15 protein-coding genes and 3 tRNA genes are annotated in these 20,329 nt (G+C 66.9%); 15 read left to right on the top strand and 3 right to left on the bottom strand.

The genetic code is table 11. From position 1 onward, the window contains the following. Window positions 1-76: 76 nt before the first annotated feature. The 4 genes from OP497_RS02660 (at window position 77) to eno (ending at window position 5,782) form a co-directional block, all read left to right on the top strand. Complete coding sequence (locus OP497_RS02660; RefSeq protein ID WP_280546303.1) at window positions 77-1,498, top strand: FAD-dependent oxidoreductase; 1,422 nt, start codon at window positions 77-79, stop codon at window positions 1,496-1,498. 414 nt (window positions 1,499-1,912) lie between these two features. Further along, window positions 1,913-3,568: a CTP synthase gene (locus tag OP497_RS02655; RefSeq protein WP_280546301.1), complete on the top strand. Its 1,656-nt coding sequence runs from the start codon at window positions 1,913-1,915 to the stop codon at window positions 3,566-3,568. A gap of 14 nt (window positions 3,569-3,582) precedes the next feature. Beyond that, window positions 3,583-4,455 (top strand): 3-deoxy-8-phosphooctulonate synthase, encoded by an 873-nt coding sequence (kdsA, locus tag OP497_RS02650; protein ID WP_280546396.1) that lies wholly within the window; start codon window positions 3,583-3,585, stop codon window positions 4,453-4,455. 34 nt (window positions 4,456-4,489) lie between these two features. Next, window positions 4,490-5,782 (top strand): phosphopyruvate hydratase, encoded by a 1,293-nt coding sequence (gene eno / locus OP497_RS02645; RefSeq protein WP_280546299.1) that lies wholly within the window; start codon window positions 4,490-4,492, stop codon window positions 5,780-5,782. A 508-nt stretch (window positions 5,783-6,290) separates the two neighbouring features. Here the strand turns inward: eno and fdxA are convergent. Further along, complete coding sequence (fdxA, locus tag OP497_RS02640) at window positions 6,291-6,614, bottom strand: ferredoxin FdxA (RefSeq protein WP_280546298.1); 324 nt, start codon at window positions 6,612-6,614, stop codon at window positions 6,291-6,293. A gap of 163 nt (window positions 6,615-6,777) precedes the next feature. Beyond that, on the bottom strand, window positions 6,778-9,357 hold the full coding sequence (gene mutS, locus OP497_RS02635) for a DNA mismatch repair protein MutS (RefSeq protein WP_280546297.1): 2,580 nt from the start codon (window positions 9,355-9,357) through the stop codon (window positions 6,778-6,780). Between the two features lie 144 nt (window positions 9,358-9,501). Between mutS and OP497_RS02630 the strand changes: the two genes are divergently transcribed. The 9 genes from OP497_RS02630 to OP497_RS02590 all read left to right on the top strand — a co-directional run bounded on the left by OP497_RS02630 (window position 9,502) and on the right by OP497_RS02590 (window position 16,824). Continuing rightward, the gene (locus OP497_RS02630) at window positions 9,502-10,014 is read left to right on the top strand and encodes a CinA family protein (RefSeq protein ID WP_280546296.1); all 513 of its coding nucleotides are present in this window, start codon (window positions 9,502-9,504) and stop codon (window positions 10,012-10,014) included. 131 nt (window positions 10,015-10,145) lie between these two features. Continuing rightward, entirely contained in the window at window positions 10,146-11,213 is a 1,068-nt protein-coding gene (gene recA, locus OP497_RS02625; RefSeq protein ID WP_280546295.1) for a recombinase RecA, read from the top strand. Between the two features lie 3 nt (window positions 11,214-11,216). Next, window positions 11,217-11,711 carry a regulatory protein RecX gene (locus OP497_RS02620; RefSeq protein ID WP_280546294.1) on the top strand — a complete coding sequence of 165 codons (495 nt, stop codon included), beginning with the start codon at window positions 11,217-11,219 and terminating at the stop codon, window positions 11,709-11,711. A 301-nt stretch (window positions 11,712-12,012) separates the two neighbouring features. Beyond that, entirely contained in the window at window positions 12,013-14,622 is a 2,610-nt protein-coding gene (gene alaS / locus OP497_RS02615; protein ID WP_280546292.1) for an alanine--tRNA ligase, read from the top strand. A 105-nt stretch (window positions 14,623-14,727) separates the two neighbouring features. Continuing rightward, a complete protein-coding gene (locus OP497_RS02610; RefSeq protein WP_280546290.1) occupies window positions 14,728-15,978 on the top strand; it encodes an aspartate kinase in 1,251 nt (416 codons plus the stop codon). Window positions 15,979-16,177: 199 nt separating this feature from the next. Continuing rightward, window positions 16,178-16,372 carry a carbon storage regulator CsrA gene (csrA, locus tag OP497_RS02605; protein WP_089712664.1) on the top strand — a complete coding sequence of 65 codons (195 nt, stop codon included), beginning with the start codon at window positions 16,178-16,180 and terminating at the stop codon, window positions 16,370-16,372. A gap of 113 nt (window positions 16,373-16,485) precedes the next feature. Then, window positions 16,486-16,578 (top strand) — tRNA-Ser (locus OP497_RS02600). A gap of 21 nt (window positions 16,579-16,599) precedes the next feature. Next, a tRNA-Arg gene (locus OP497_RS02595) sits at window positions 16,600-16,676 on the top strand. Between the two features lie 71 nt (window positions 16,677-16,747). Beyond that, window positions 16,748-16,824 (top strand) — tRNA-Arg (locus OP497_RS02590). 206 nt (window positions 16,825-17,030) lie between these two features. Here OP497_RS02590 and OP497_RS02585 read toward each other — a convergent pair. Next, window positions 17,031-18,005 carry a tRNA-dihydrouridine synthase family protein gene (locus OP497_RS02585; RefSeq protein WP_280546286.1) on the bottom strand — a complete coding sequence of 325 codons (975 nt, stop codon included), beginning with the start codon at window positions 18,003-18,005 and terminating at the stop codon, window positions 17,031-17,033. Window positions 18,006-18,176: 171 nt separating this feature from the next. Between OP497_RS02585 and OP497_RS02580 the strand changes: the two genes are divergently transcribed. Together OP497_RS02580 and oadA are read left to right on the top strand one after the other, a co-directional pair. Next, window positions 18,177-18,431 (top strand): OadG family transporter subunit, encoded by a 255-nt coding sequence (locus OP497_RS02580; RefSeq protein WP_280546285.1) that lies wholly within the window; start codon window positions 18,177-18,179, stop codon window positions 18,429-18,431. 50 nt (window positions 18,432-18,481) lie between these two features. Further along, window positions 18,482-20,323, top strand: a complete 1,842-nt coding sequence (gene oadA / locus OP497_RS02575) for a sodium-extruding oxaloacetate decarboxylase subunit alpha (protein WP_280546284.1) — start codon at window positions 18,482-18,484, stop codon at window positions 20,321-20,323. Window positions 20,324-20,329: the final 6 nt, after the last annotated feature.

Genomic DNA, 20,329 nt, shown 5'->3' with positions numbered 1-20,329 from the left:
AGGTGAATCGGCGTCGGCCGGAATCAGCCGCCGCCGAGACGACGAGATCGCCCCGCAGACATCAGGAGCAGAGACCATGGCTAACCGCTTGAGCAACGATTTCCAGTTCATCGACGTGGGTCGCCAGGACCCGCAGAAGAAGGAGGCGCGCACCCGGGCCAGGGAGTTCGCCGAGATCTACGAGCCCTACAAGCCCCAGGAGGCGGCCGGGCAGGCGCACCGCTGCCTGCACTGCGGCAACCCCTACTGCGAGTGGAAGTGCCCGGTCCACAACTACATTCCCAACTGGCTGCAGCTGGTCAGCGAGGGCAACATCCTCGAGGCGGTGGAACTGTGCCACCGCACCAACTCGCTGCCCGAGGTGTGCGGGCGGGTCTGCCCCCAGGACCGCCTCTGCGAGGGGGCCTGTACCCTCAACGACGGCTTCGGCGCGGTGACCATCGGCTCGGTGGAGAAGTACATCACCGACACCGCCTTCGCCATGGGCTGGCGCCCGGATCTTTCCCGCGTCACCCAGACCGGCCGCAAGGTGGCGGTGATCGGTGCCGGCCCCGCGGGGCTGGGCTGCGCCGACATCCTGGTGCGCAACGGCGTCAAGCCGGTGGTGTTCGACAAGTATCCGGAGATCGGCGGGTTGCTGACCTTCGGCATCCCCGAGTTCAAGCTCGACAAGACGGTGATGGAGCGCCGTCGGGCCGTCTTCGAGGAGATGGGCATGGAGTTCCGCCTCGGCGTCGAGGTGGGCAAGGACGTCGAGTTCGATCGCCTGCTCGAGGAGTACGATGCCGTCTTCCTGGGCATGGGCACCTACAAGTACATGGAGGGCGGATTCCCCGGCGAGGACCTGCCCGGTGTGTACAAGGCCCTCGACTACCTGATCGCCAACGTCAATCACTGCCTGGGTTTCGAGAGGGACCCGCGGGAGTTCACTTCGCTGAAGGGCCAGCGGGTGGTGGTGCTGGGCGGCGGCGATACCGCCATGGACTGCAACCGCACGGCCATCCGCCAGGGCGCCACCAGCGTGACCTGCGCCTACCGCCGTGACGAGCAGAACATGCCCGGCTCCAAGCGCGAGGTGGCCAACGCCCGCGAGGAGGGGGTGGAGTTCCTGTTCAACCGCCAACCGGTGGCGGTGGTCGGCGAGGGCAAGGTCGAGGGCGTGAAGGTGGTGCGCACCCGCCTGGGCGAGCCCGACGAGAACGGCCGGCAGCGCCCGGAAGTGGTGCCCGGTTCCGAGGAGATCATCTCCGCCGATGCGGTGGTCGTGGCCTTCGGCTTTCAGCCGAGCCCGGCGCCCTGGTTCGAGGCCGTGGGCATCGAGATCGACGAGCGCGGCCGGGTCAAGGCACCGGAGGAGGGGGGCGCCCATGCCTTCCAGACCACCAACGAGAAGATCTTCGCCGGCGGCGACATGGTGCGCGGCTCCGACCTGGTGGTCACCGCCATCTACGAAGGCCGCCAGGCCGGCGAGGGCATCCTGGACTACCTGGGGGTCTGAGCTACGGGCTTCGGGCAATGCGCAGTGAGCCGTTCGGAATTATCATGCTGCTCGAAGCTCGAAGCTCGAAGCTCGAAGCTCGAAGCTCGAAGCTCGAAGCTCGAAGCTCGAAGCTCGAAGCTCGAAGCTCGAAGCTCGATGGCTCCACCAAGAGTGAGCGGCGCCGGGGACAGGTCGTAGAGGGGGTCCTATGCCATGGATGGCATCGGTAGCGTACAGGGAGGTATTCACAGCGCCCCCTCGAAGGCCTGTCGCCGGGTAAGCCGCGAGTTTGGCTCCGTCTTGAATATGGATAAGCGTCGAGCCAGGCCGCCGGCGCTGAAATTGAGCCATTGGTCGTATTCTGCTAGTCTGTCGTCCCATCCTGGCGCGGCTTCCTGCCGTGCCTACCGATCACGTTTCGACAGGTTCTCCATGACACGATATATCTTCGTGACCGGCGGCGTTGTGTCTTCACTCGGCAAGGGCATCGCATCGGCCTCGCTGGCGGCGATTCTCGAGGCGCGCGGCCTCAGGGTCACCATGCTCAAGCTCGATCCCTACATCAACGTGGATCCGGGCACCATGAGTCCCTTCCAACACGGCGAGGTGTTCGTCACCGAGGATGGCGCCGAGACCGACCTGGACCTGGGCCACTACGAGCGCTTCATCCGCACGAAGATGACCCAGGCCAACAACTTCACCACCGGGCGCGTCTACGAGAACGTGCTGCGCAAGGAGCGCCGCGGCGACTACCTGGGTGGCACCGTGCAGGTGATCCCGCACATCACCGACGAGATCAAGCGCCGTGTCTATGCCGGTGGCGAGGGCTTCGACGTGGCCCTGGTCGAGATCGGCGGCACCGTGGGTGACATCGAGTCGCTGCCCTTCCTGGAATCGATCCGCCAGATCAGAAGCGAGCTGGGGGCCAGCCGGGCGATCTTCATGCACCTGACGTTAGTGCCTTATATCAAGACGGCGGGGGAGACCAAGACCAAGCCGACCCAGCACAGCGTCAAGGAGCTTCGCTCCATCGGCATCCAGCCGGACATCCTGATCTGCCGCAGCGAGGTGGAGCTCGAGGAGACAGAGCGACGCAAGATTGCGCTGTTCACTAACGTGGAAGAGCGTGCCGTCATCCCGCTGCAGGACGCCGACACCATCTATCGTATCCCGCTGATGCTCCACGAGCAGGGCCTCGACGATATCGTCTGCGACAAGCTGCGACTCGAAGCCGCCGAGGCCGACCTCGGCGAGTGGGTGCACGTGCTCGATGCCAAGCTCAACCCGCTGAAGTCGATCAACATCGCCATGGTCGGCAAGTACATGGAACTGCTCGATGCCTACAAGTCGCTCAACGAGGCACTGATCCACGCCGGCATCCAGACCCGGGTGAAGGTCAACGTCGACTATGTCGACTCCGAGGACATCGAGCACCACGGCACCGAGCGCCTGGCCGGCAAGGATGCCATCCTGGTGCCCGGCGGCTTCGGCGAGCGCGGCGTGGAAGGCAAGATCGCCACCGCCCGCTTTGCCCGCGAGAGCGGCATTCCCTATCTCGGCATCTGCCTCGGCATGCAGGTGGCGGTGATCGAATTTGCCCGCAACGTGGCCGGCTGGGAGGATGCCAATTCCACCGAGTTCACCCACGACACCCAGCATCCGGTGGTCGGCCTGATCACCGAGTGGCTGAGTCCCGAGGGCAAGGTCGAGTTGCGCGACGCGGCCTCCGACCTCGGCGGTACCATGCGCCTGGGCGGCCAGGTCTGCCAGCTCAAGGCCGGCAGCAGGGCGCGCGAGGCCTACGCAAGCGACGAGATCGTCGAGCGCCACCGCCACCGCTTCGAGGTGAACAACCAGTTCATCGACGACCTGGAGAAGGCCGGCCTGGTGGTCTCCGGCAAGAGCGTCGACGACTCCCTGGTGGAGATGGTCGAGCTGCCGGATCACCCCTGGTACGTCGCCTGCCAGTTCCACCCGGAGTTCACCTCCACGCCGCGTGACGGCCATCCGCTGTTCACCGGCTTCGTCAATGCGGCGCTGGAGCATAAGGCGGCACGCATCCGCGCCCAGTCCTCCCACCAGGAGTGAGGCCCATGTCCGTGATGAGCGAGTCTGCCCCCGAACGCCAGATCCCAGAGCGTCATATATCAGTCGCCGGCCTGACGGCCGGCAATTCGTTGCCGCTGATGCTGCTGGGCGGCATGAACGTGCTGGAATCCCGCGAGCTGGCCCTCGAGGTCGCCGAGACCTATGCGTCGGTGACCCGCCGCCTCGGCATGCCCTACGTCTTCAAGGCGAGTTTCGACAAGGCCAACCGCAGCTCCATCCACTCCTTCCGCGGCCCCGGCCTGGAGAAGGGGCTCGCGATCCTGTCCGAGGTGAAGGCTCGCTTCGGGGTGCCGATCATCACCGACGTCCACGAGCCCTGGCAGGCCAAGCCTGTGGCCGAGGTCGCCGACATCATCCAGCTGCCGGCCTTCCTGGCGCGCCAGACCGACCTGGTAGTGGCCATCGCCGAGACCGGGGCGGTGATCAACATCAAGAAGCCGCAGTTCCTGGCGCCCCACGAGGTACGCCACATCATTCGCAAGTGCGAAGAGGCCGGCAACGACAGGTTGTTGCTTTGCGAGCGCGGATCCAGCTTCGGCTATAACAATCTGGTCGTCGACATGCTTGGCTTCGGTGACATGAAGCAGACCGGCTATCCTGTCTTCTTCGATGTCACGCACTCCCTGCAGCGCCCGGGTGGCCGGGCCGACAGCGCCGGTGGGCGTCGGCAGCAGGTGGTCGAGCTGGCCCGTGCCGGGGTGGCGGTCGGCCTGGCCGGCCTCTTCCTGGAGGCCCACCCCGATCCCGACAACGCCAAGTGCGACGGCCCCTGTGCCTTGCCGCTGGATCGCCTCGAGCCCTTCCTGGCTCAGCTGAAGGCCGTCGATGACCTCGTGAAGGGCTTTACCCCGCTCGAGATTTCCTGATTCCCCCCACGCTGACACGACAAGGACCCACAAGATGACCAAGATCGTCGAACTCCGCGCCCTCGAGGTGCTCGATTCACGCGGCAATCCCACCGTGCAGGCCGAAGTGCGCCTGGAAAGCGGCGCCACCGGCGTAGCCTGTGCGCCCAGCGGGGCCTCTACCGGCTCCCGCGAGGCGCTGGAGCTGCGTGATGGCGACAAGAGTCGCTACCTGGGCAAGGGCGTGCTGAAGGCCGTGGAGGCCGTCAACACGACCATCCGTGCGCGCCTGGTGGGCATGGATGCCCGTGACCAGCGCGGGCTGGATGATGCCATGCTGGTGCTGGACGGCACCGACAACAAGGCATCGCTGGGTGCCAACGCCATCCTGGCGGTGTCGCTGGCGGCGGCCAAGGCGGCGGCCAATGCCAAGGGCATGCCGCTCTACGCGCATATTGCCGAGCTCTACGGCCAGCCCGGGCAGTACCTGATGCCGGTGCCGATGATGAACATCATCAACGGCGGCGAGCATGCCGACAACAACGTCGACATCCAGGAGTTCATGATCCAGCCGGTGGGGGCGTCGACCTTCCGCGAGGCCCTGCGCATGGGCGCCGAGATCTTCCATGCCCTGAAGAAGGTGCTCAGCGCCCGAGGACTTGCCACCTCGGTGGGCGATGAGGGCGGCTTCGCGCCGAACCTCGACTCCAATGCCGAGGCTCTGGCGGTGATCCAGCAGGCCGTGGCCGACGCCGGCTACCGCCTGGGCGACGACGTGACCCTGGCGCTGGACTGCGCCTCCTCCGAGTTCTATCGGGACGGCCAGTACGACCTCGCCGGTGAAGGCAAGACCTTCGACGCCGCCGGCTTCGTCGACTACCTGGCCGAGCTGTGCGAGCAGTTCCCGATCGTCTCCATCGAGGACGGCATGGACGAGTCCGACTGGGACGGCTGGAAGGTGCTGACCGACCGGCTGGGCGACAAGATCCAGCTGGTGGGCGACGACCTCTTCGTCACCAACACCAAGATTCTCAAGCGTGGCATCGACGAGCAGATCGGCAACTCCATCCTGATCAAGTTCAACCAGATCGGCTCGCTCTCCGAGACCCTGGAGGCGATCCGCATGGCCCAGGATGCCGGCTTCACCGCGGTGATTTCCCATCGCTCCGGCGAGACCGAGGACACCACCATCGCCGATCTGGCCGTGGGCACCTGCGCCGGCCAGATCAAGACCGGCTCGCTGAGCCGCTCGGACCGCGTGGCCAAGTACAACCGCCTGCTGGTGATCGAACAGGAGCTGGACGGCCAGGTGGACTATCCGGGGCGCGCCGCGATCAAGGGGCAGTAAGCGAACAGTGTTGCCTTTTGCGTGATCTCTTGTAGGAGATCGCCTACAGGGTGACGAAGAGATTCGCTATTCTGGCGTCGGACAGGGTCGACCCTTCATGGGGTCGACCCTTTCATTTTGTTGATTTTCATGGGTTTTCATTTTCGCCGTGGTACGGGGCAGGCAGGCGTGCCCCTCCCCCCGGCGCGTCACGGGCGGGGTTGTGCGGCAATGCGGCTATGCCACACTGCATTCGGGATGTGGGAGAGCGGGGATGCTCTTCCGGCAGGATGCAACGGGATGCGTCAAGTGATGCGCACGGTGCGGCAGGAGGCCGCTCCCGGGCAGGGAAGGCATCACGGGAGTCGGGCGGAGGGAGCCGCTCGAGGATCGGCTGGGAGCGGGCGGCCTGCGGGCCGCCTTTTTGCCGCCTTTTTGCCGAGTGTTCTCCTTCTTCGCTCAGGGCAGAAACGACGACGCCGGATGTCTCATGACATCCGGCGTCGTCGTGTCCGTCCGTGTCGGCGGTTCAGCGCTCGAGCAGCTCCAGCTTGCCCGGCTTGCCGTCCCACTCCTCGGCATCCTCCGGGGGATCCTTCTTCTCGCTGATATTGGGCCATACCTCGGCCAGCTCGGCGTTGATCTCGAGAAACTGCTCCTGCCCCTCGGGTATCTCATCCTCCGCGAAGATCGCTTCGGCGGGGCACTCCGGCTCGCACAGGGCGCAGTCGATGCACTCGTCGGGGTGGATCACCAGGAAGTTGGGGCCTTCGTAGAAGCAGTCCACCGGGCAGACCTCGACACAGTCGGTGTACTTGCACTTGATGCAGTTCTCGGTGACGACGAATGTCATGCCAGTCTCCCATTCTCTGGCCGTGGCAGAGCGCGGCCGGTAGTCAATGATGCTAAGTAAGTTATAAGAGAAAAAGTTCTTATAATTTCCAGGATTTTATCGAGCCATTCTAGTCGCGGCGAGGGTGACCTCGCAAGCCGAGCTCGGCGCCATTGTCGACCATTCACAGGGCCTCCTTCCACCGGTAGAGCAGGTCCAGGGCCTGGCGGGGCGACAGCGCGTCGGGATTCAGGCCGCCCAGCTGCTCGACCAGCGGGTGGGGCGTGCTGGCGAAGAGGTCGGCCTGTCGGGGCGCGGCCGAGCGCTCTCCCTCGCCGGCCGGCAGCCGGTTGCCCTGGTCGACCTCCTGCTGCTCCAGGGTGGCGAGCTTCTCCCTGGCGCGGGCGATCACGCCCTGGGGGACGCCGGCCAGCTGGGCCACCTGCAGTCCGTAGCTCTGGTTGGCCGGGCCGTCCTCCACCCGGTGCATGAAGACGATCCCGTCGCGATGCTCCGTCGCCGTCAGGTGCACGTTGGCGACCCCTTCTGCCTGCTCGGCCAGTGCCGTCATCTCGAAGTAGTGAGTGGCGAACAGCGTGAAGGCGCGGGTGCGGGTCAGGTGTTCGGCGCTGGCCCAGGCCAGCGACAGGCCATCGAAGGTGCTGGTGCCGCGGCCGATCTCGTCCATCAGCACCAGGCTGTGGTCGGTGGCGTTGTGCAGGATGCTGGCGGTCTCGGTCATCTCCACCATGAAGGTGGAGCGCCCGCCGGCCAGGTCGTCCGAGGAACCGATGCGGGTGAAGATGCGGTCCACCGGCCCGATGGTGGCGGCATCCGCCGGCACGAAGCTGCCGGTGTGGGCGAGCAGGGTGATCAGCGCGGCCTGGCGCATGTAGGTGGACTTGCCGCCCATGTTAGGGCCAGTGATGACCAGCATGCGGCGCACGTCGTCCAGCACCAGGTCGTTGGGCACGAAGGGTGTCCCGGTGACCCGTTCGACCACCGGGTGGCGGCCGCCGCGGATGTCGATGCCCGGCGCCTCGGGTAGCGCCGGGCGCACGAAGTCCAGGGCCTGGGCGCGCTCGGCGAAGGCGCACAGCACGTCCAGTGCCGCCAGTGCCCGCCCGGTGCCCTGCAGCGCGGCGAGCTCGGCGTTCAGGGTGTCGAGCAGGCCATCATAGAGCAGCTTCTCCCGGGCCAGGGCGCGGGATTTCGCCGAGAGGGCCTTGTCCTCGAACTCCTTGAGTTCGGGGATGATGAAGCGCTCGGCGTTCTTCAGGGTCTGGCGGCGCACATAGTCGACGGGGGCATCCCGGGCCTGGGCGCGGGGGATCTCGATGTAGTAGCCGTGGACCCGGTTGTAGCCCACCTTGAGGCCGGGCAGCCCGGTGCGCTCGCGCTCCCGGGTCTCCAGGCGGATCAGGTAGTCGCCGGCATGCTCGGCGAGTCCGCGGTGCTCGTCGAGCTCGGCGTCAAAGCCCTCGGCGATCACCCCGCCGTCGCGGATCACCACCGGTGGGTTCTCCACCAGGGCGCGGGTCAGGGTGTCGGCCAGCGCCGGGAAGGGGTGGATATGGTGGCGGAGCTCGTCCAGCGTGCTGCCCTCGCCGTAGGCCTCGAGGGCGGCCTGGAGGTCGGGCAGGGCAACCAGGGCGTCGCGCAGGCGGGCCAGGTCCCGGGGTCGTGCGCTGTAGAGGGCCACCCGGGCCAGGATCCGTTCCACGTCGCCGATCGCCTTGAGTGACTCACGCAGGGTGGCGAAGCCCTCGTCGTCGAGCAGCAGCGCCACCGCCGCCTGGCGGCCGCCGACCTGCGCGCGGTCGCGCAGCGGGCGGTTGAGCCAGCGCTTGAGCAACCGCGAGCCCATGGCCGTGGCGGTGGTGTCGAGCACACTGGCCAGGGTGTTGTCGGCGCTGCCGCCGAGGTTCGCGTCGATCTCCAGGTTGCGACGGCTGGCGGCATCGATCACCACGGCGTCGTCGCGGCTCTCCACGCCGATGGCGGTGACATGGGGCAGGGCGGTGCGCTGGGTATCCCGGGCATAGTCGACCAGCACCCCGGCAGCGGTGATGGCGGCCTCCAGGTGGGCGCAGCCGAAGCCGCGCAGGTCCTGGACCTGGAACTGCTCGCACAGGGTGCGCGTCGCACTCTCGAGGTCGAACAGCCAGTCGCTCTGGCGACGCAGGCCGCGACGCCCCTCCAGCGCGGCCGGCAGAGCCAGGCTCTCGGCGACCAGCAGCTCGGCGGGGTCGAGACGCTGCAGTTCAGCGAGCATCTCGCTCTCGCCCTCGACCTCCAGCACGTTGAAGCGTCCGCTGGAGAGTTCCAGCCAGGCCAGCCCCCAACGCTCGCCGAGCGGGGCCACGGCGACCAGCAGGTTGTCGCGGCGGGCATCGAGCAGCGCCTCGTCGTAGAGGGTGCCCGGGGTGACGATACGCACCACGCGGCGCTCCACCGGGCCCTTGCTGGTGGCCGGGTCGCCGATCTGCTCGCAGATCGCCACCGACTCGCCGGCGGCCACCAGGCGGGCCAGGTACCCCTCGGCGCTGTGGTAGGGCACGCCGGCCATGGGAATCGGCTGGCCCGCGGACTGGCCACGCTGGGTCAGGGTGATGTCGAGCAGGGCGGCGGCGCGCCGGGCATCGTCGAAGAACAGCTCGTAGAAGTCGCCCATGCGGTAGAAGAGCAGCACGTCGGGGTGCTCGCGCTTGATCTTCAGGTACTGGCTCATCATGGGGGTATGCTGGGCACTGGCCTGTGACATCGGGTTCCTGCTCTGACGGATGACGGATGGCTGGCGTCGAATGCGCCATGCATGTCGCTGACAAAGCCGTTATTGTACGGAAAAGTCATCGCTCACGCGCGGCCGGCGTCGCCTCGGCCGCGGCGAATACCCAGGAGTCCTGCCATGCCTCCCAATGCGTCCCGCCTGGCCGATCTCGATCTCGTGGCCCTCGCCGAGCGGCTCGGTGAGCGCTGTCGGGCACGCGGCGTGACCGTCACCGCGGCGGAGTCGTGCACCGGGGGCGGGGTGGCCAGCGCCATCACCGCCGTGGCCGGCAGCTCCGACTGGTTCGAGACCGGCTACGTGACCTATGCCAACGGTGCCAAGACCCGGCTGCTGGGCGTGCCGCAAGCGCTGCTGGCCGAGCAGGGGGCGGTGAGCCGCGTCGTCGTCGAGGCGATGGTGGCCGGCGCCTGCCGCGACAGCGGCGCCGGGCTCGGCGTGGCGGTCAGCGGGGTGGCCGGCCCCGGCGGGGGCAGCCCCGACAAGCCGGTGGGCACCGTCTGGCTGGCCTGGGGCGATGCCGAACGGGCCGAGTCGGAGTGCCGCCATTTCGGTGGCGACCGTGCGGCCGTGCGCGAGCAGGCGGTGCGCGAGGCGCTGGTCGGCCTGGTGCGGCGGCTGGAGCCGCACTGACGCCGAGCAGGCCGCGCTGGCGTGACCGCAACGCTGGTCGCGCCGGGATTTTTTCGCCATACTACTGTGCAGTCATACAGTAGTTATCGGCCATCGTCACCTTCATTCGCTATCTCTCAGGAGTTCCTTACATGGCTCAGGACGAAAACCGCAGCAAGGCGCTGGATGCCGCCCTTTCCCAGATCGACCGCCAGTTCGGCAAGGGCACCGTGATGCGCCTGGGCGACGCCCCGCGCGTGGTGATGCCCTCGGTCTCCACCGGCTCGCTGGGCCTGGACATCGCCCTGGGCATCGGCGGCCTGCCGCTGGGCCGGGTGGTCGAGATCTTCGGCCCCGAATCTTCGGGCAAGACCACCCTGACCCTGTCGGTGATCGCCCAGGCCCAGAAGCAGGGCAAGACCTGCGCCTTCATCGATGCCGAGCATGCCCTGGATCCGAGCTATGCCGAGAAGCTCGGCGTCAACCTCGACGACCTGCTGGTCTCCCAGCCCGACAACGGCGAGCAGGCCCTGGAGATCTGCGACATGCTGGTGCGCTCGGGCGGCGTCGACGTGATCATCATCGACTCGGTGGCGGCGCTGACGCCGCGGGCCGAGATCGAGGGCGAGATGGGCGACTCCCACGTGGGCCTGCAGGCACGCCTGATGTCCCAGGCCCTGCGCAAGATCGCTGGTAACATCAAGAACGCCAATTGCATGGTGGTCTTCATCAACCAGATCCGCATGAAGATCGGCGTGATGTTCGGCAGCCCCGAGACCACCACCGGCGGCAATGCGCTCAAGTTCTACGCCAGCGTGCGCCTGGACATCCGCCGCACCGGCTCCGTCAAGCAAGGTGACGAGGTCACCGGCAACGAGACACGGGTCAAGGTGGTCAAGAACAAGGTCGCGCCACCGTTTCGCCAGGCGGAGTTCCAGATCCTCTACGGCAAGGGGATCTACCATGCCGGGGAGGTGGTCGATTTGGGCGTACAGTGCAAGCTGGTCGACAAGGCAGGTGCCTGGTACAGCTATCAGGGCAACAAGATTGGCCAGGGCAAGGCCAATGCCGCCCAATTCCTCGAGGATAATCCGGCGGTGATGGAGGAGATCGAGAGCCAGGTCCGCGGCCAGCTGCTCGCGCCGGTGGAGCCCAAGAAGGAGGAGGCCGTCGACGAGGCGGTCACCGCCGAGGCCGGCCGCGACGACGACCAGCCATAAGTCATGTTCGGACAGCCCACCGGCGGCGGCGAGTCGTCGCCCCGGGACGATGCCATCCGCCTGCTGGCCCGGCGCGAGCATTCGCGCCGAGAACTGGCCGAGCGCCTGGCGGCCAAGGGACACGCCCCCGAGAGCATCGCCGAGTGCCTCGATGACCTGGCCGAGCAGGGGCTGCAGTCTGACGCCCGCTTCGCCGAGAGCTTCCTGCGCTCACGCATCCTGCGGGGCCAGGGGCCGCTGAAGATCCGCATCGAGCTCGAGCGACGCGGCCTCGAGCGCGAGCTCATTCACGCTGCCTTCGCGGAACAGGAAGGGCAGGGCGAGGGCGACTGGTTCGCCCTGGCCTGCGAGGCGCTCGCGCGGCGCTTCACGGGGCCCGGCGAGTCGCCTCGCGAGCGCGCCCGCCGCGAGCGCTTCCTGGCCCAACGGGGCTTCGACTTCGACCAGGTGCGCCATGCCCTGGAACACGCCTGGGACGATGACACACCCAGCGGGTAGCATAGACAGCTGTATTGCTCGGGGCTGTTCCGGCGGAAGGCCTTCGAGGAGGCGCTGTGAACCCCTCCCTGGGCGCTACCGACGCCATCCCTGGCGTAGGACCTCCTCTTCGGCCTCCCCCCGGCGCCCCTCCTTGATAAGCGACTGCAGTAGCCTGGCGCCCCTTCAGTCCCTTGACAACTGCGCTATAATGGCTCCCTTTGCGAACGCCCCGGGTGGCATTCCGCGGCACCACGATGCGCCTGGAGACTGCGCTGCGTGGTGCCCACCGGGCCACCATGTTCATCGCCACGGATACCCCATGAAAAGCGCAGACATCAGACAGGCCTTTCTGAGTTACTTCGAGGCGCACGGCCATACCGTCGTGCCCTCCAGCTCACTGGTTCCCGGCAACGACCCGACCCTGCTGTTCACCAATGCCGGCATGGTGCCGTTCAAGGACGTCTTCCTGGGTCGTGACCCCCGTCCCTACGTGCGTGCGGCCTCGTCCCAGCGCTGCGTGCGCGCCGGCGGCAAGCACAACGACCTCGACAATGTCGGCTATACCGCGCGCCATCACACCTTCTTCGAGATGCTGGGCAACTTCAGCTTCGGTGACTACTTCAAGCGCGATGCCATCCGCTTTGCCTGGGAGTTCCTCACCGAGACCCTGGGGCTGCCGAAGGAGAAGCTGTGGGTCACCGTGCACGTCAGCGACGATGAGGCCGAGCGCATCTGGAAGGACGAGATGGGCATCGACCCCGAGCGCTTCTCCACGCTCGACGAGGACAACTTCTGGCAGATGGGCGACACCGGCCCCTGTGGGCCGAGCTCCGAGATCTTCTTCGATCACGGCCCCGAGGTATGGGGCGGGCCGCCCGGCAGTCCCGAGGAGGACGGCGACCGCTACATCGAGATCTGGAACCTGGTGTTCATGCAGTTCGACCGCGATGCGGCCGGTACCCTGCACCCGCTGCCCAAACCCTCCATCGATACCGGCATGGGCCTGGAGCGCATCGCCGCGGTGATGCAGGGCGTGCACTCCAACTACGAGATCGACCTCTTCCAGAACCTGCTCGAGGCCGCGGCCCGCACCACCGGCCATGCCGATACTTCCACACCGTCACTGCGGGTCATCGCCGACCATATCCGTTCCTGCGCCTTCCTGATTGCCGACGGCGTGATGCCCTCCAACGAGGGGCGCGGCTACGTGCTGCGCCGGATCATCCGTCGCGCCATTCGCCACGGGCACAAGCTGGGCGCGCGCGGCAACTTCTTCCACAAGCTGGTGGGCGCGTTGGATGTGGAGATGGGCGAGGCGTTTCCCGAGCTGCGCGAGGCGCGCCACCAGATCGAGCGCGTCCTGCTCAAGGAGGAGGAGCAGTTCGCCCGTACCCTGGAGCATGGCATGGGCCTGCTCGAGGAGGCCCTGGCGGGGCTCGGGGGCGATACCCTGCCCGGCGAGACGGTCTTCAAGCTCTATGACACCTACGGCTTCCCCTTCGACCTGACCGCCGACGTCTGCCGGGAGCGCGGCGTGAGCCTCGACGCGGCCGGCTTCGAGCGCGAGCTCCAGGCCCAGCGCGAGCGTGCCCGCGCGGCCAGCCAGTTCGGCGCCGACTACGCTGCCGCCCTGGACCTGGAGGGCGAGACCGCCTTCACCGGCCATGACCTGCTGGAGGATCGCGCCACCGTCACCGCCCTGGTCGATCACGAGGGTAATCCCCTGGCGCGGCTCGAGCCGGAGCAGCGCGGCGTGGTGGTGCTGGACCGCACGCCCTTCTATGGCGAGTCCGGTGGCCAGGTCGGCGATACCGGCTACCTGGAGCTCGACGGCGGACGCTTCCTGGTGACCGATACCCAGAAGCAGGCCGGCCATCACCTGCACCACGGCGTGCTGCTCGAAGGGGCGCTGGCGGTGGGGACCGATGTCCGCCCCCGGGTCGACGCCAGCCTGCGGGCGGCCACGGTACGCAACCACTCCGCGACCCACCTGATGCACAAGGCGCTGCGCCTGGTGCTTGGCGACCACGTGGCGCAGAAGGGCTCGCTGGTCACCCCCGAGCGGCTGCGCTTCGATTTCAGCCACTTCGAGCCCATGACCCCGGAGCAGTTGGCCGAGGTAGAGCGCCTGGTCAACGCTCAGATACTCGCCAACGCGCCGACCCGCATCGAGCAGATGAGCCTCGACGAGGCCAAGGCCAAGGGCGCCGCTGCGCTGTTCGAGGCCAAGTATGCCGACAGCGTGCGGGTGCTGACCATCGGCGCCGACGACTTCTCCATCGAGCTGTGCGGCGGCACCCACGTGGCGCGCAGCGGCGATATCGGCTGCTTCCATATCGTCAGCGAGGCAGGCATCGCCAGCGGCGTGCGCCGCATCGAGGCGATTACCGGCGAGGGGGCGCTGGCTTGGTTCCGCGAGCAGGAGGCGCGCCTTAATCGCATCGGCGAGCGCCTCAAGGCCAAGCCGGAGCAGGCCGAGGAGCGCCTCGAGTCGCTTCTCGAACGCAACCGCACCCTGGAGAAGGAGCTCGAGCGCCTCAAGGCCAAGCTGGCCAGCGCCGCGGGCAACGACATGGTCAATGAGGCCCGCGAGGTCAAGGGCGTCAAGGTGCTGGCCAAGCACCTCGAGGGTGTGGCCGGCAAGGAGCTGCGCGGCATGCTCGACCAGCTCAAGAACAAGCTCGGCTCCGGCATCGTGGTGCTGGGCGTGGCCGACGCCGAGGCCGGCAAGGTCAGCCTGATCGCCGGCGTCACCGATGACCTGACCGGCAGCATCAAGGCCGGCGAGCTGGTCAACCACGTGGCGGCCCAGGTCGGCGGCAAGGGCGGTGGTCGGCCCGACATGGCCCAGGCCGGCGGCAGCGACGTCACGGCACTGCCCGGCGCGCTGCAAGGCGTGCCAGCCTGGGTCGAGCAGCGACTCCCGTAAGGGCTGGCAGGGCCGGCGACAGCGATGCCCCGGCCCTCGTCATCTTCACTCACCTTTCACTCATCCGAGCGCGACGCGCACTCGACGCACGAGGGAAATCGGCATATGGCACTATACGTACAGAAGTTCGGCGGCACCTCGGTGGGCTCCGTGGAGCGCATCAAGGCCGTGGCCGAGAAGGTCAAGGGCTGTCGCGACAACGGCCATCAGATCGTCGTGGTGGTCTCCGCCATGAGCGGCGAGACCAATCGCCTGATCGGCATGGCCAACGAGATCAACGACGAGCCGACGCCGCGCGAGATGGACATGCTGGTCTCCACCGGCGAGCAGGTGACCATCTCGCTGCTGGCCATGGCGCTGCACAAGATCGGCGTGCCGGCGACCTCCTATACCGGGTCCCAGGTGGGCATCCGCACCGACAGTGCCCACACCAAGGCGCGCATCCAGCGCATCGAGACCGATGAGCTGCAGGCCGACCTGGACGACGGCCAGGTGGTCGTGGTCGCCGGTTTCCAGGGCGTCGACGAGGAGGGCAACATCACCACCCTCGGCCGCGGCGGCTCCGACACCACCGGCGTGGCGCTGGCGGCGGCGCTGAAGGCCGACGAGTGCCAGATCTATACCGACGTCGACGGCGTCTACACCACCGACCCGCGGGTCTGTTCCAGGGCCCAGCGCCTCGACACCATCACCGTCGAGGAGATGCTGGAGCTGGCGAGCCTGGGCTCCAAGGTGCTGCAGATTCGCGCCGTCGAATTCGCCGGCAAGTACAATGTCCCGCTGCGCGTGCTGTCCAGCTTCGAGGATGGCCCCGGCACTTTGATCGTTGCAGACTCCGACCAAGACGAGGATTCCATGGAAGAACCGCTGATCTCCGGCATCGCCTTCACCGCCAGCGAAGCCAAGCTGACCCTGCTCAATACGCCCGACGTGCCGGGTGTGGCCTCGCGCATCCTGGGGCCGATCGCCGATGCCAACATCGAGGTCGACATGATCGTCCAGAACGTGGCGCCGGCCGGTGACTACACTGATTTCACCTTCACGGTGGCCAAGGGCGACTACAAGCAGACCATGAAGATCCTCCAGGAGCAGGTCATTCCCGACCTGGGCGGCGGCGAACTGCGCGGGGACGACAACATCGCCAAGGTCTCGCTGGTCGGGGTGGGCATGCGCTCCCATGCCGGGGTCGCCGCCAAGTTCTTCCGCGTGCTGGCCGACGAGAACATCAATATCCGCATGGTCTCCACCTCCGAGATCAAGATCTCCGTGGTGATCGACGACAAGCACATGGAGCTGGCGGTCAAGGCGCTGCACAAGGCCTTCGGCCTCGACAAGAGCGATATCGAGCCCGAATAGGGCTCCCTCGGGGCGGCGACACCTTCTACGCTTGTAGGGAAGACCGCGACACCCGTGCCACAGGGCTTCCTTTCAACGTGACGCGGGCGTCTCATGGGTCGGCGCCATTGGTCAGGGACGACGACATGTCGCACAATGTAACTTCGTCGTCCCTGCCGGCGAGCATCCCGTAGCCAGAAGTCTGAGAAGGAGATCAGTCATGCTCATCCTGACCCGCCGTGTCGGCGAAACCCTGATGATCGGTGACGACATCACCGTGACCGTCCTTGGCGTCAAGGGCAATCAGGTCCGCATCGGCGTCAATGCCCCCAAGGATGTCGCCGTGCATCGCGAGGAGATCTACCAGCGCATCCAGCGCGAGAAGGCCGATTCCGGCCTCGAGAGCGATGACTAGCACGCGGCCGGGTGCTCGAGGCGGGAGCGCCATCGCGGGGTCATGGCGAAAAATCGCCCGGGTCGCTGGACAATGGCCTTCTAAAACGGTAGGATACGCACCGTGCCGATGAGGGAGAGGTGGCCGAGTGGCTGAAGGCGCTCCCCTGCTAAGGGAGTAAGGGGTTTATAGCCTCTTCGAGGGTTCGAATCCCTCCCTCTCCGCCATCGTCGTCACGCGAAGGTCAAGCGCCCGTAGCTCAGCTGGATAGAGTACCTGACTACGAATCAGGTGGTCGGAGGTTCGAATCCTCCCGGGCGCGCCATCTTCACACCGGATGTGATCAGCGGCATGCTGCCTGGCCCATCCCTGCAATGACTCTGCTCGTTGCCTTACGCGCCCGTAGCTCAGCTGGATAGAGTACCTGACTACGAATCAGGTGGTCGGAGGTTCGAATCCTCCCGGGCGCGCCAGATATCGACCCGTCCTCACTGCGAGGGCGGGTCTTCTGCTTTCCGGACCCGCTGTTCCGAGGTTTCACCGGTGTCTCGGGTTCCGGCCTTCTGCTAGCCGGGTCGGCGTTCCTCGCGTGCCGGCCCGGCGATCGTTTGAGGCGCCGTCGTGATGCGACGAGCGTCTCTTTTTTGTGGGCGCCTGTCGCCCTCCGGTGTCCCCGCCCTCAGGCCGTCTCGGCGCGAACGCTCAGAGGCGGCCAGGTGGCGGCAGCAGGGGGCTCGAGGCCGGCGAGCAGGGCGTCCAGCTCGCGTAGCCGCTTCACCGCCTGGAAGCGGCGAGCCGCCTCATCGTCGCGCTGGCGCATATGGTTGAGCCACTGCTTGATCAGGGCCGTGACGACACGCTCAGGAAGTGTGCTACGCTGCAATGCAGCAAAATCGGCGAGGATCTGCGCGCGGGCCCGCCAGGGCGTGCCGGGCAATCGCTCGCCCGTCGCCTGCCAATGGCGGATGCGCGCCGCCAGCCAGGGGTCGGCCAGGGCGCCGCGGCCGAGCATCACGTCGCGACACCCGGAGAGGGTGCGGGCCTTCCAGTAGTCCTCCAGGGTCCAGATGTCGCCGTTGGCGACCACCGGGATGGAGAGGCGCTGGTGGATGCGGCCGATCCACTCCCAGTGGGCAGGCGGGCGGTATCCCTCGTCGCGGGTGCGGCCGTGGACCACCAGCCGCTGGGCACCGGCGTCCTGGGTGGCCAGGGCGCAGGCCAGGGCCAGGCGACGATCGGAGAAGCCCAGGCGGATCTTGGCCGTCACCGGGATCTCGTCGCCCACGGCCCGTGACACCGCCAATACGGCGGCATGGACCCGTCGCGGGTCACGCAGCAGCGAGGCGCCACCATCGTGACGGTTGACCAGCTTGGCCGGACAGCCGAAATTGAGATCCAGGCCGGTGGCGCCGAGTCGCAGGGCTTGGCGGGCATTGGCCGCGAGGGCCTCGGGATCGGCGCCCAGCAGTTGCAGCTGCACGGGGACGCCGCTCGGCGTGGTGACGCCAGGGCGCGCCAGTTCCGGGCAGTGCCGGTGGAAGACGCGAGGCGGCAGGCAGGCGTCCACCACGCGCACGAATTCGGTCACCCCCCAGTCGAAACCGGGGGTGCGGGTCAGGAGGTCGCGGGTCACCGCATCGATGACCCCTTCCATGGGCGCTAGGCCGATCCGTCCATTATGTAGTAAATTAACAACGATGGCTTCCACCATGACGCCATTGCAATCTGTCGGGGATGTGGCAGGTTATAGCATCCTAAAAAATGCGCAAGCCGGGTTTTCTCGTAAGATCGAGGCAAACTAAGCGCAAAAAACAGGAGAATTCGCATGCAGGACACACAGCTGCTCAACGAGGGGCTTGCCCTGATGGGCCTCGGCATGGGCTTCGTCTTTGTTTTTCTTACCGTGCTGGTGATCGTCACGACGCTGATGTCCAAGGCCATCGGTCGCTTCTTCCCCGAGCCCGTCGCGCCCGAGGCGCCGGCACGGGGCGGGGCTAGAGCCCAGGCGAGCCAGGGCGATGACGTGATGGTCGCCATTAGCACCGCGGTGCATCGCTATCGCCGCCGCCACCGCCGCTGAGGCGGCCGCTCCCCCTTTCCCCTTCCATCCATAACGACAAGGTCACGACCATGACTGACAAGACACGCCCACTTGGCATCACCGATGTCGTCCTGCGCGATGCCCACCAGTCGCTGTTCGCCACCCGCATGCGCCTCGATGACATGCTGCCCATCGCCGAGAAGCTCGACCGCGTCGGCTTCTGGTCGCTGGAGTCCTGGGGCGGGGCCACCTTCGACGCCTGTATCCGCTACCTCGGCGAAGATCCGTGGGAGCGGATACGGGCGTTGAAGGCGGCCATGCCCAACACCCCCCAGCAGATGCTGCTGCGTGGCCAGAACCTGCTCGGCTATCGCCACTACGCCGATGACGTGGTGGATAAGTTCGTCGAACGGGCCAAGGCCAACGGCGTCGACGTGTTTCGCGTCTTCGATGCCATGAACGACCCGCGCAACCTGGAGCGGGCCATCCAGGCGGTACGCAAGGTCGAGGGCCATGCCCAGGGTACGCTCTCCTATACCGTGAGCCCGGTGCACACGCTGGACGGCTGGGTCGAGCTCGGCAAGACCATCGCCGCCATGGGCGCCGACTCTCTGGCCATCAAGGACATGGCCGGCCTGCTCAAACCCTATGATGCCTATGAGCTGGTCACCAAGCTCAAGGCCGCCGTGGATATCCCCATCCACATGCAGTGCCATGCCACTACCGGCATGTCCACCGCCACTGCCTTAAAGGCCGCCGAGGCGGGCATCGACAACGTCGATACTGCCATCTCCTCGATGTCCATGACCTATGGCCACAGCCCCACCGAGTCGGTGGTGGCCATCCTCCAGGGCACCGAGCGGGACACCGGCCTGGACCTCGAGCTGCTCGAGGGGATCGCCGCCTACTTCCGCGAGGTGCGCAAGAAGTACGCCGCCTTCGAGGGCTCGCTCAAGGGTATCGACTCGCGCATCCTGATCGCCCAGGTGCCGGGCGGCATGCTCACCAACATGGAAGGCCAGCTCAAGGAGCAGGGCGCCGGCGACAAGCTCGACGACGTGCTCCAGGAGATCCCACGGGTGCGCGAGGACCTGGGCTTCATTCCGCTGGTCACCCCGACCTCGCAGATCGTTGGCACCCAGGCGGTGATGAACGTGATGATGGGCAGCCGATACAAGTCGATCTCCAAGGAGGTCCAGGCGCTGCTCAAGGGCGAGTACGGTGCCGCCCCGGCGCCGTTCAACAAGGAGCTGCAGGCGCGTGTGCTGGAGGGGGGCGAGCCGATCACCTGTCGCCCGGCCGACAACCTCAGCCCCGAGATGGACAAGCTGGCCGCCGAGCTCAAGGAAAAGGCCAAGGCCGAGGGCATCCGCCTGGCCGAGGGCGAGCGCGAGATCGACGACGTGCTGACCTATGCGCTCTTCCCGCAGATCGGCCTGAAGTTCCTCAAGAACCGCGACAACCCGGATGCCTTCGAGCCGGCGCCCCAGGCTCCTGGTAAAGAGACGTCCGACGCCAGCCTGCCGGCCTCTCCACAGAAAGGCGGGGCCGAGGCCAGGGCGCCGGCGACCCAGGGCGCGGCCCCGGCCGGCCCCGAGACCTATACCGTCAAGGTCAATGGCAAGCAGTACGTGGTCGAGGTCGCCGAAGGCGGCGAGGTCGGCCAGGTGGCCGAGCAGGGCGGCAGCGCGCCGGCCGCGAGCGAGCCCGCCGCGCCGTCCGGCGAGGCGATCACCGCGCCGCTCGCCGGCAACATCTTCAAGGTCAACGTGCGCCAGGGCGACAGCGTCGAGGAGGGCGACGTGGTGATCATCCTCGAGGCCATGAAGATGGAGACCGAGGTGCGCGCCACCGCTGCCGGCACCGTCTCCTCCGTCAATGTCAGCGAGGGCGACAGCGTCGTCGTCGGTGATGTCCTGATCGAGCTCTGAGGAAGG

Origin of the sequence: Halomonas sp. 11-S5 (genome assembly GCF_029889825.1) — a bacterium.
Classification (GTDB): Bacteria; Pseudomonadota; Gammaproteobacteria; order Pseudomonadales; family Halomonadaceae; genus Halomonas.
This window is presented reverse-complemented; position numbering and strand designations above follow the sequence as displayed.

Excerpts from the sequence above, each read along its gene's own strand:
- OP497_RS02660 (WP_280546303.1), top strand. The coding sequence starts at position 77 with ATGGCTAACCGCTTGAGCAACGATTTCCAGTTCATCGACGTGGGTCGC.
- alaS (WP_280546292.1), top strand. The coding sequence starts at position 12,013 with ATGAAAAGCGCAGACATCAGACAGGCCTTTCTGAGTTACTTCGAGGCG.
- kdsA (WP_280546396.1), top strand. The coding sequence starts at position 3,583 with ATGAGCGAGTCTGCCCCCGAACGCCAGATCCCAGAGCGTCATATATCA.
- OP497_RS02630 (WP_280546296.1), top strand. The coding sequence starts at position 9,502 with ATGCCTCCCAATGCGTCCCGCCTGGCCGATCTCGATCTCGTGGCCCTC.
- OP497_RS02655 (WP_280546301.1), top strand. The coding sequence starts at position 1,913 with ATGACACGATATATCTTCGTGACCGGCGGCGTTGTGTCTTCACTCGGC.
- OP497_RS02610 (WP_280546290.1), top strand. The coding sequence starts at position 14,728 with ATGGCACTATACGTACAGAAGTTCGGCGGCACCTCGGTGGGCTCCGTG.
- fdxA (WP_280546298.1), bottom strand. The coding sequence starts at position 6,614 with ATGACATTCGTCGTCACCGAGAACTGCATCAAGTGCAAGTACACCGAC.
- csrA (WP_089712664.1), top strand. The coding sequence starts at position 16,178 with ATGCTCATCCTGACCCGCCGTGTCGGCGAAACCCTGATGATCGGTGAC.
- OP497_RS02585 (WP_280546286.1), bottom strand. The coding sequence starts at position 18,005 with ATGGAAGGGGTCATCGATGCGGTGACCCGCGACCTCCTGACCCGCACC.
- eno (WP_280546299.1), top strand. The coding sequence starts at position 4,490 with ATGACCAAGATCGTCGAACTCCGCGCCCTCGAGGTGCTCGATTCACGC.
- oadA (WP_280546284.1), top strand. The coding sequence starts at position 18,482 with ATGACTGACAAGACACGCCCACTTGGCATCACCGATGTCGTCCTGCGC.
- OP497_RS02580 (WP_280546285.1), top strand. The coding sequence starts at position 18,177 with ATGCAGGACACACAGCTGCTCAACGAGGGGCTTGCCCTGATGGGCCTC.
- mutS (WP_280546297.1), bottom strand. The coding sequence starts at position 9,357 with ATGTCACAGGCCAGTGCCCAGCATACCCCCATGATGAGCCAGTACCTG.
- recA (WP_280546295.1), top strand. The coding sequence starts at position 10,146 with ATGGCTCAGGACGAAAACCGCAGCAAGGCGCTGGATGCCGCCCTTTCC.
- OP497_RS02620 (WP_280546294.1), top strand. The coding sequence starts at position 11,217 with ATGTTCGGACAGCCCACCGGCGGCGGCGAGTCGTCGCCCCGGGACGAT.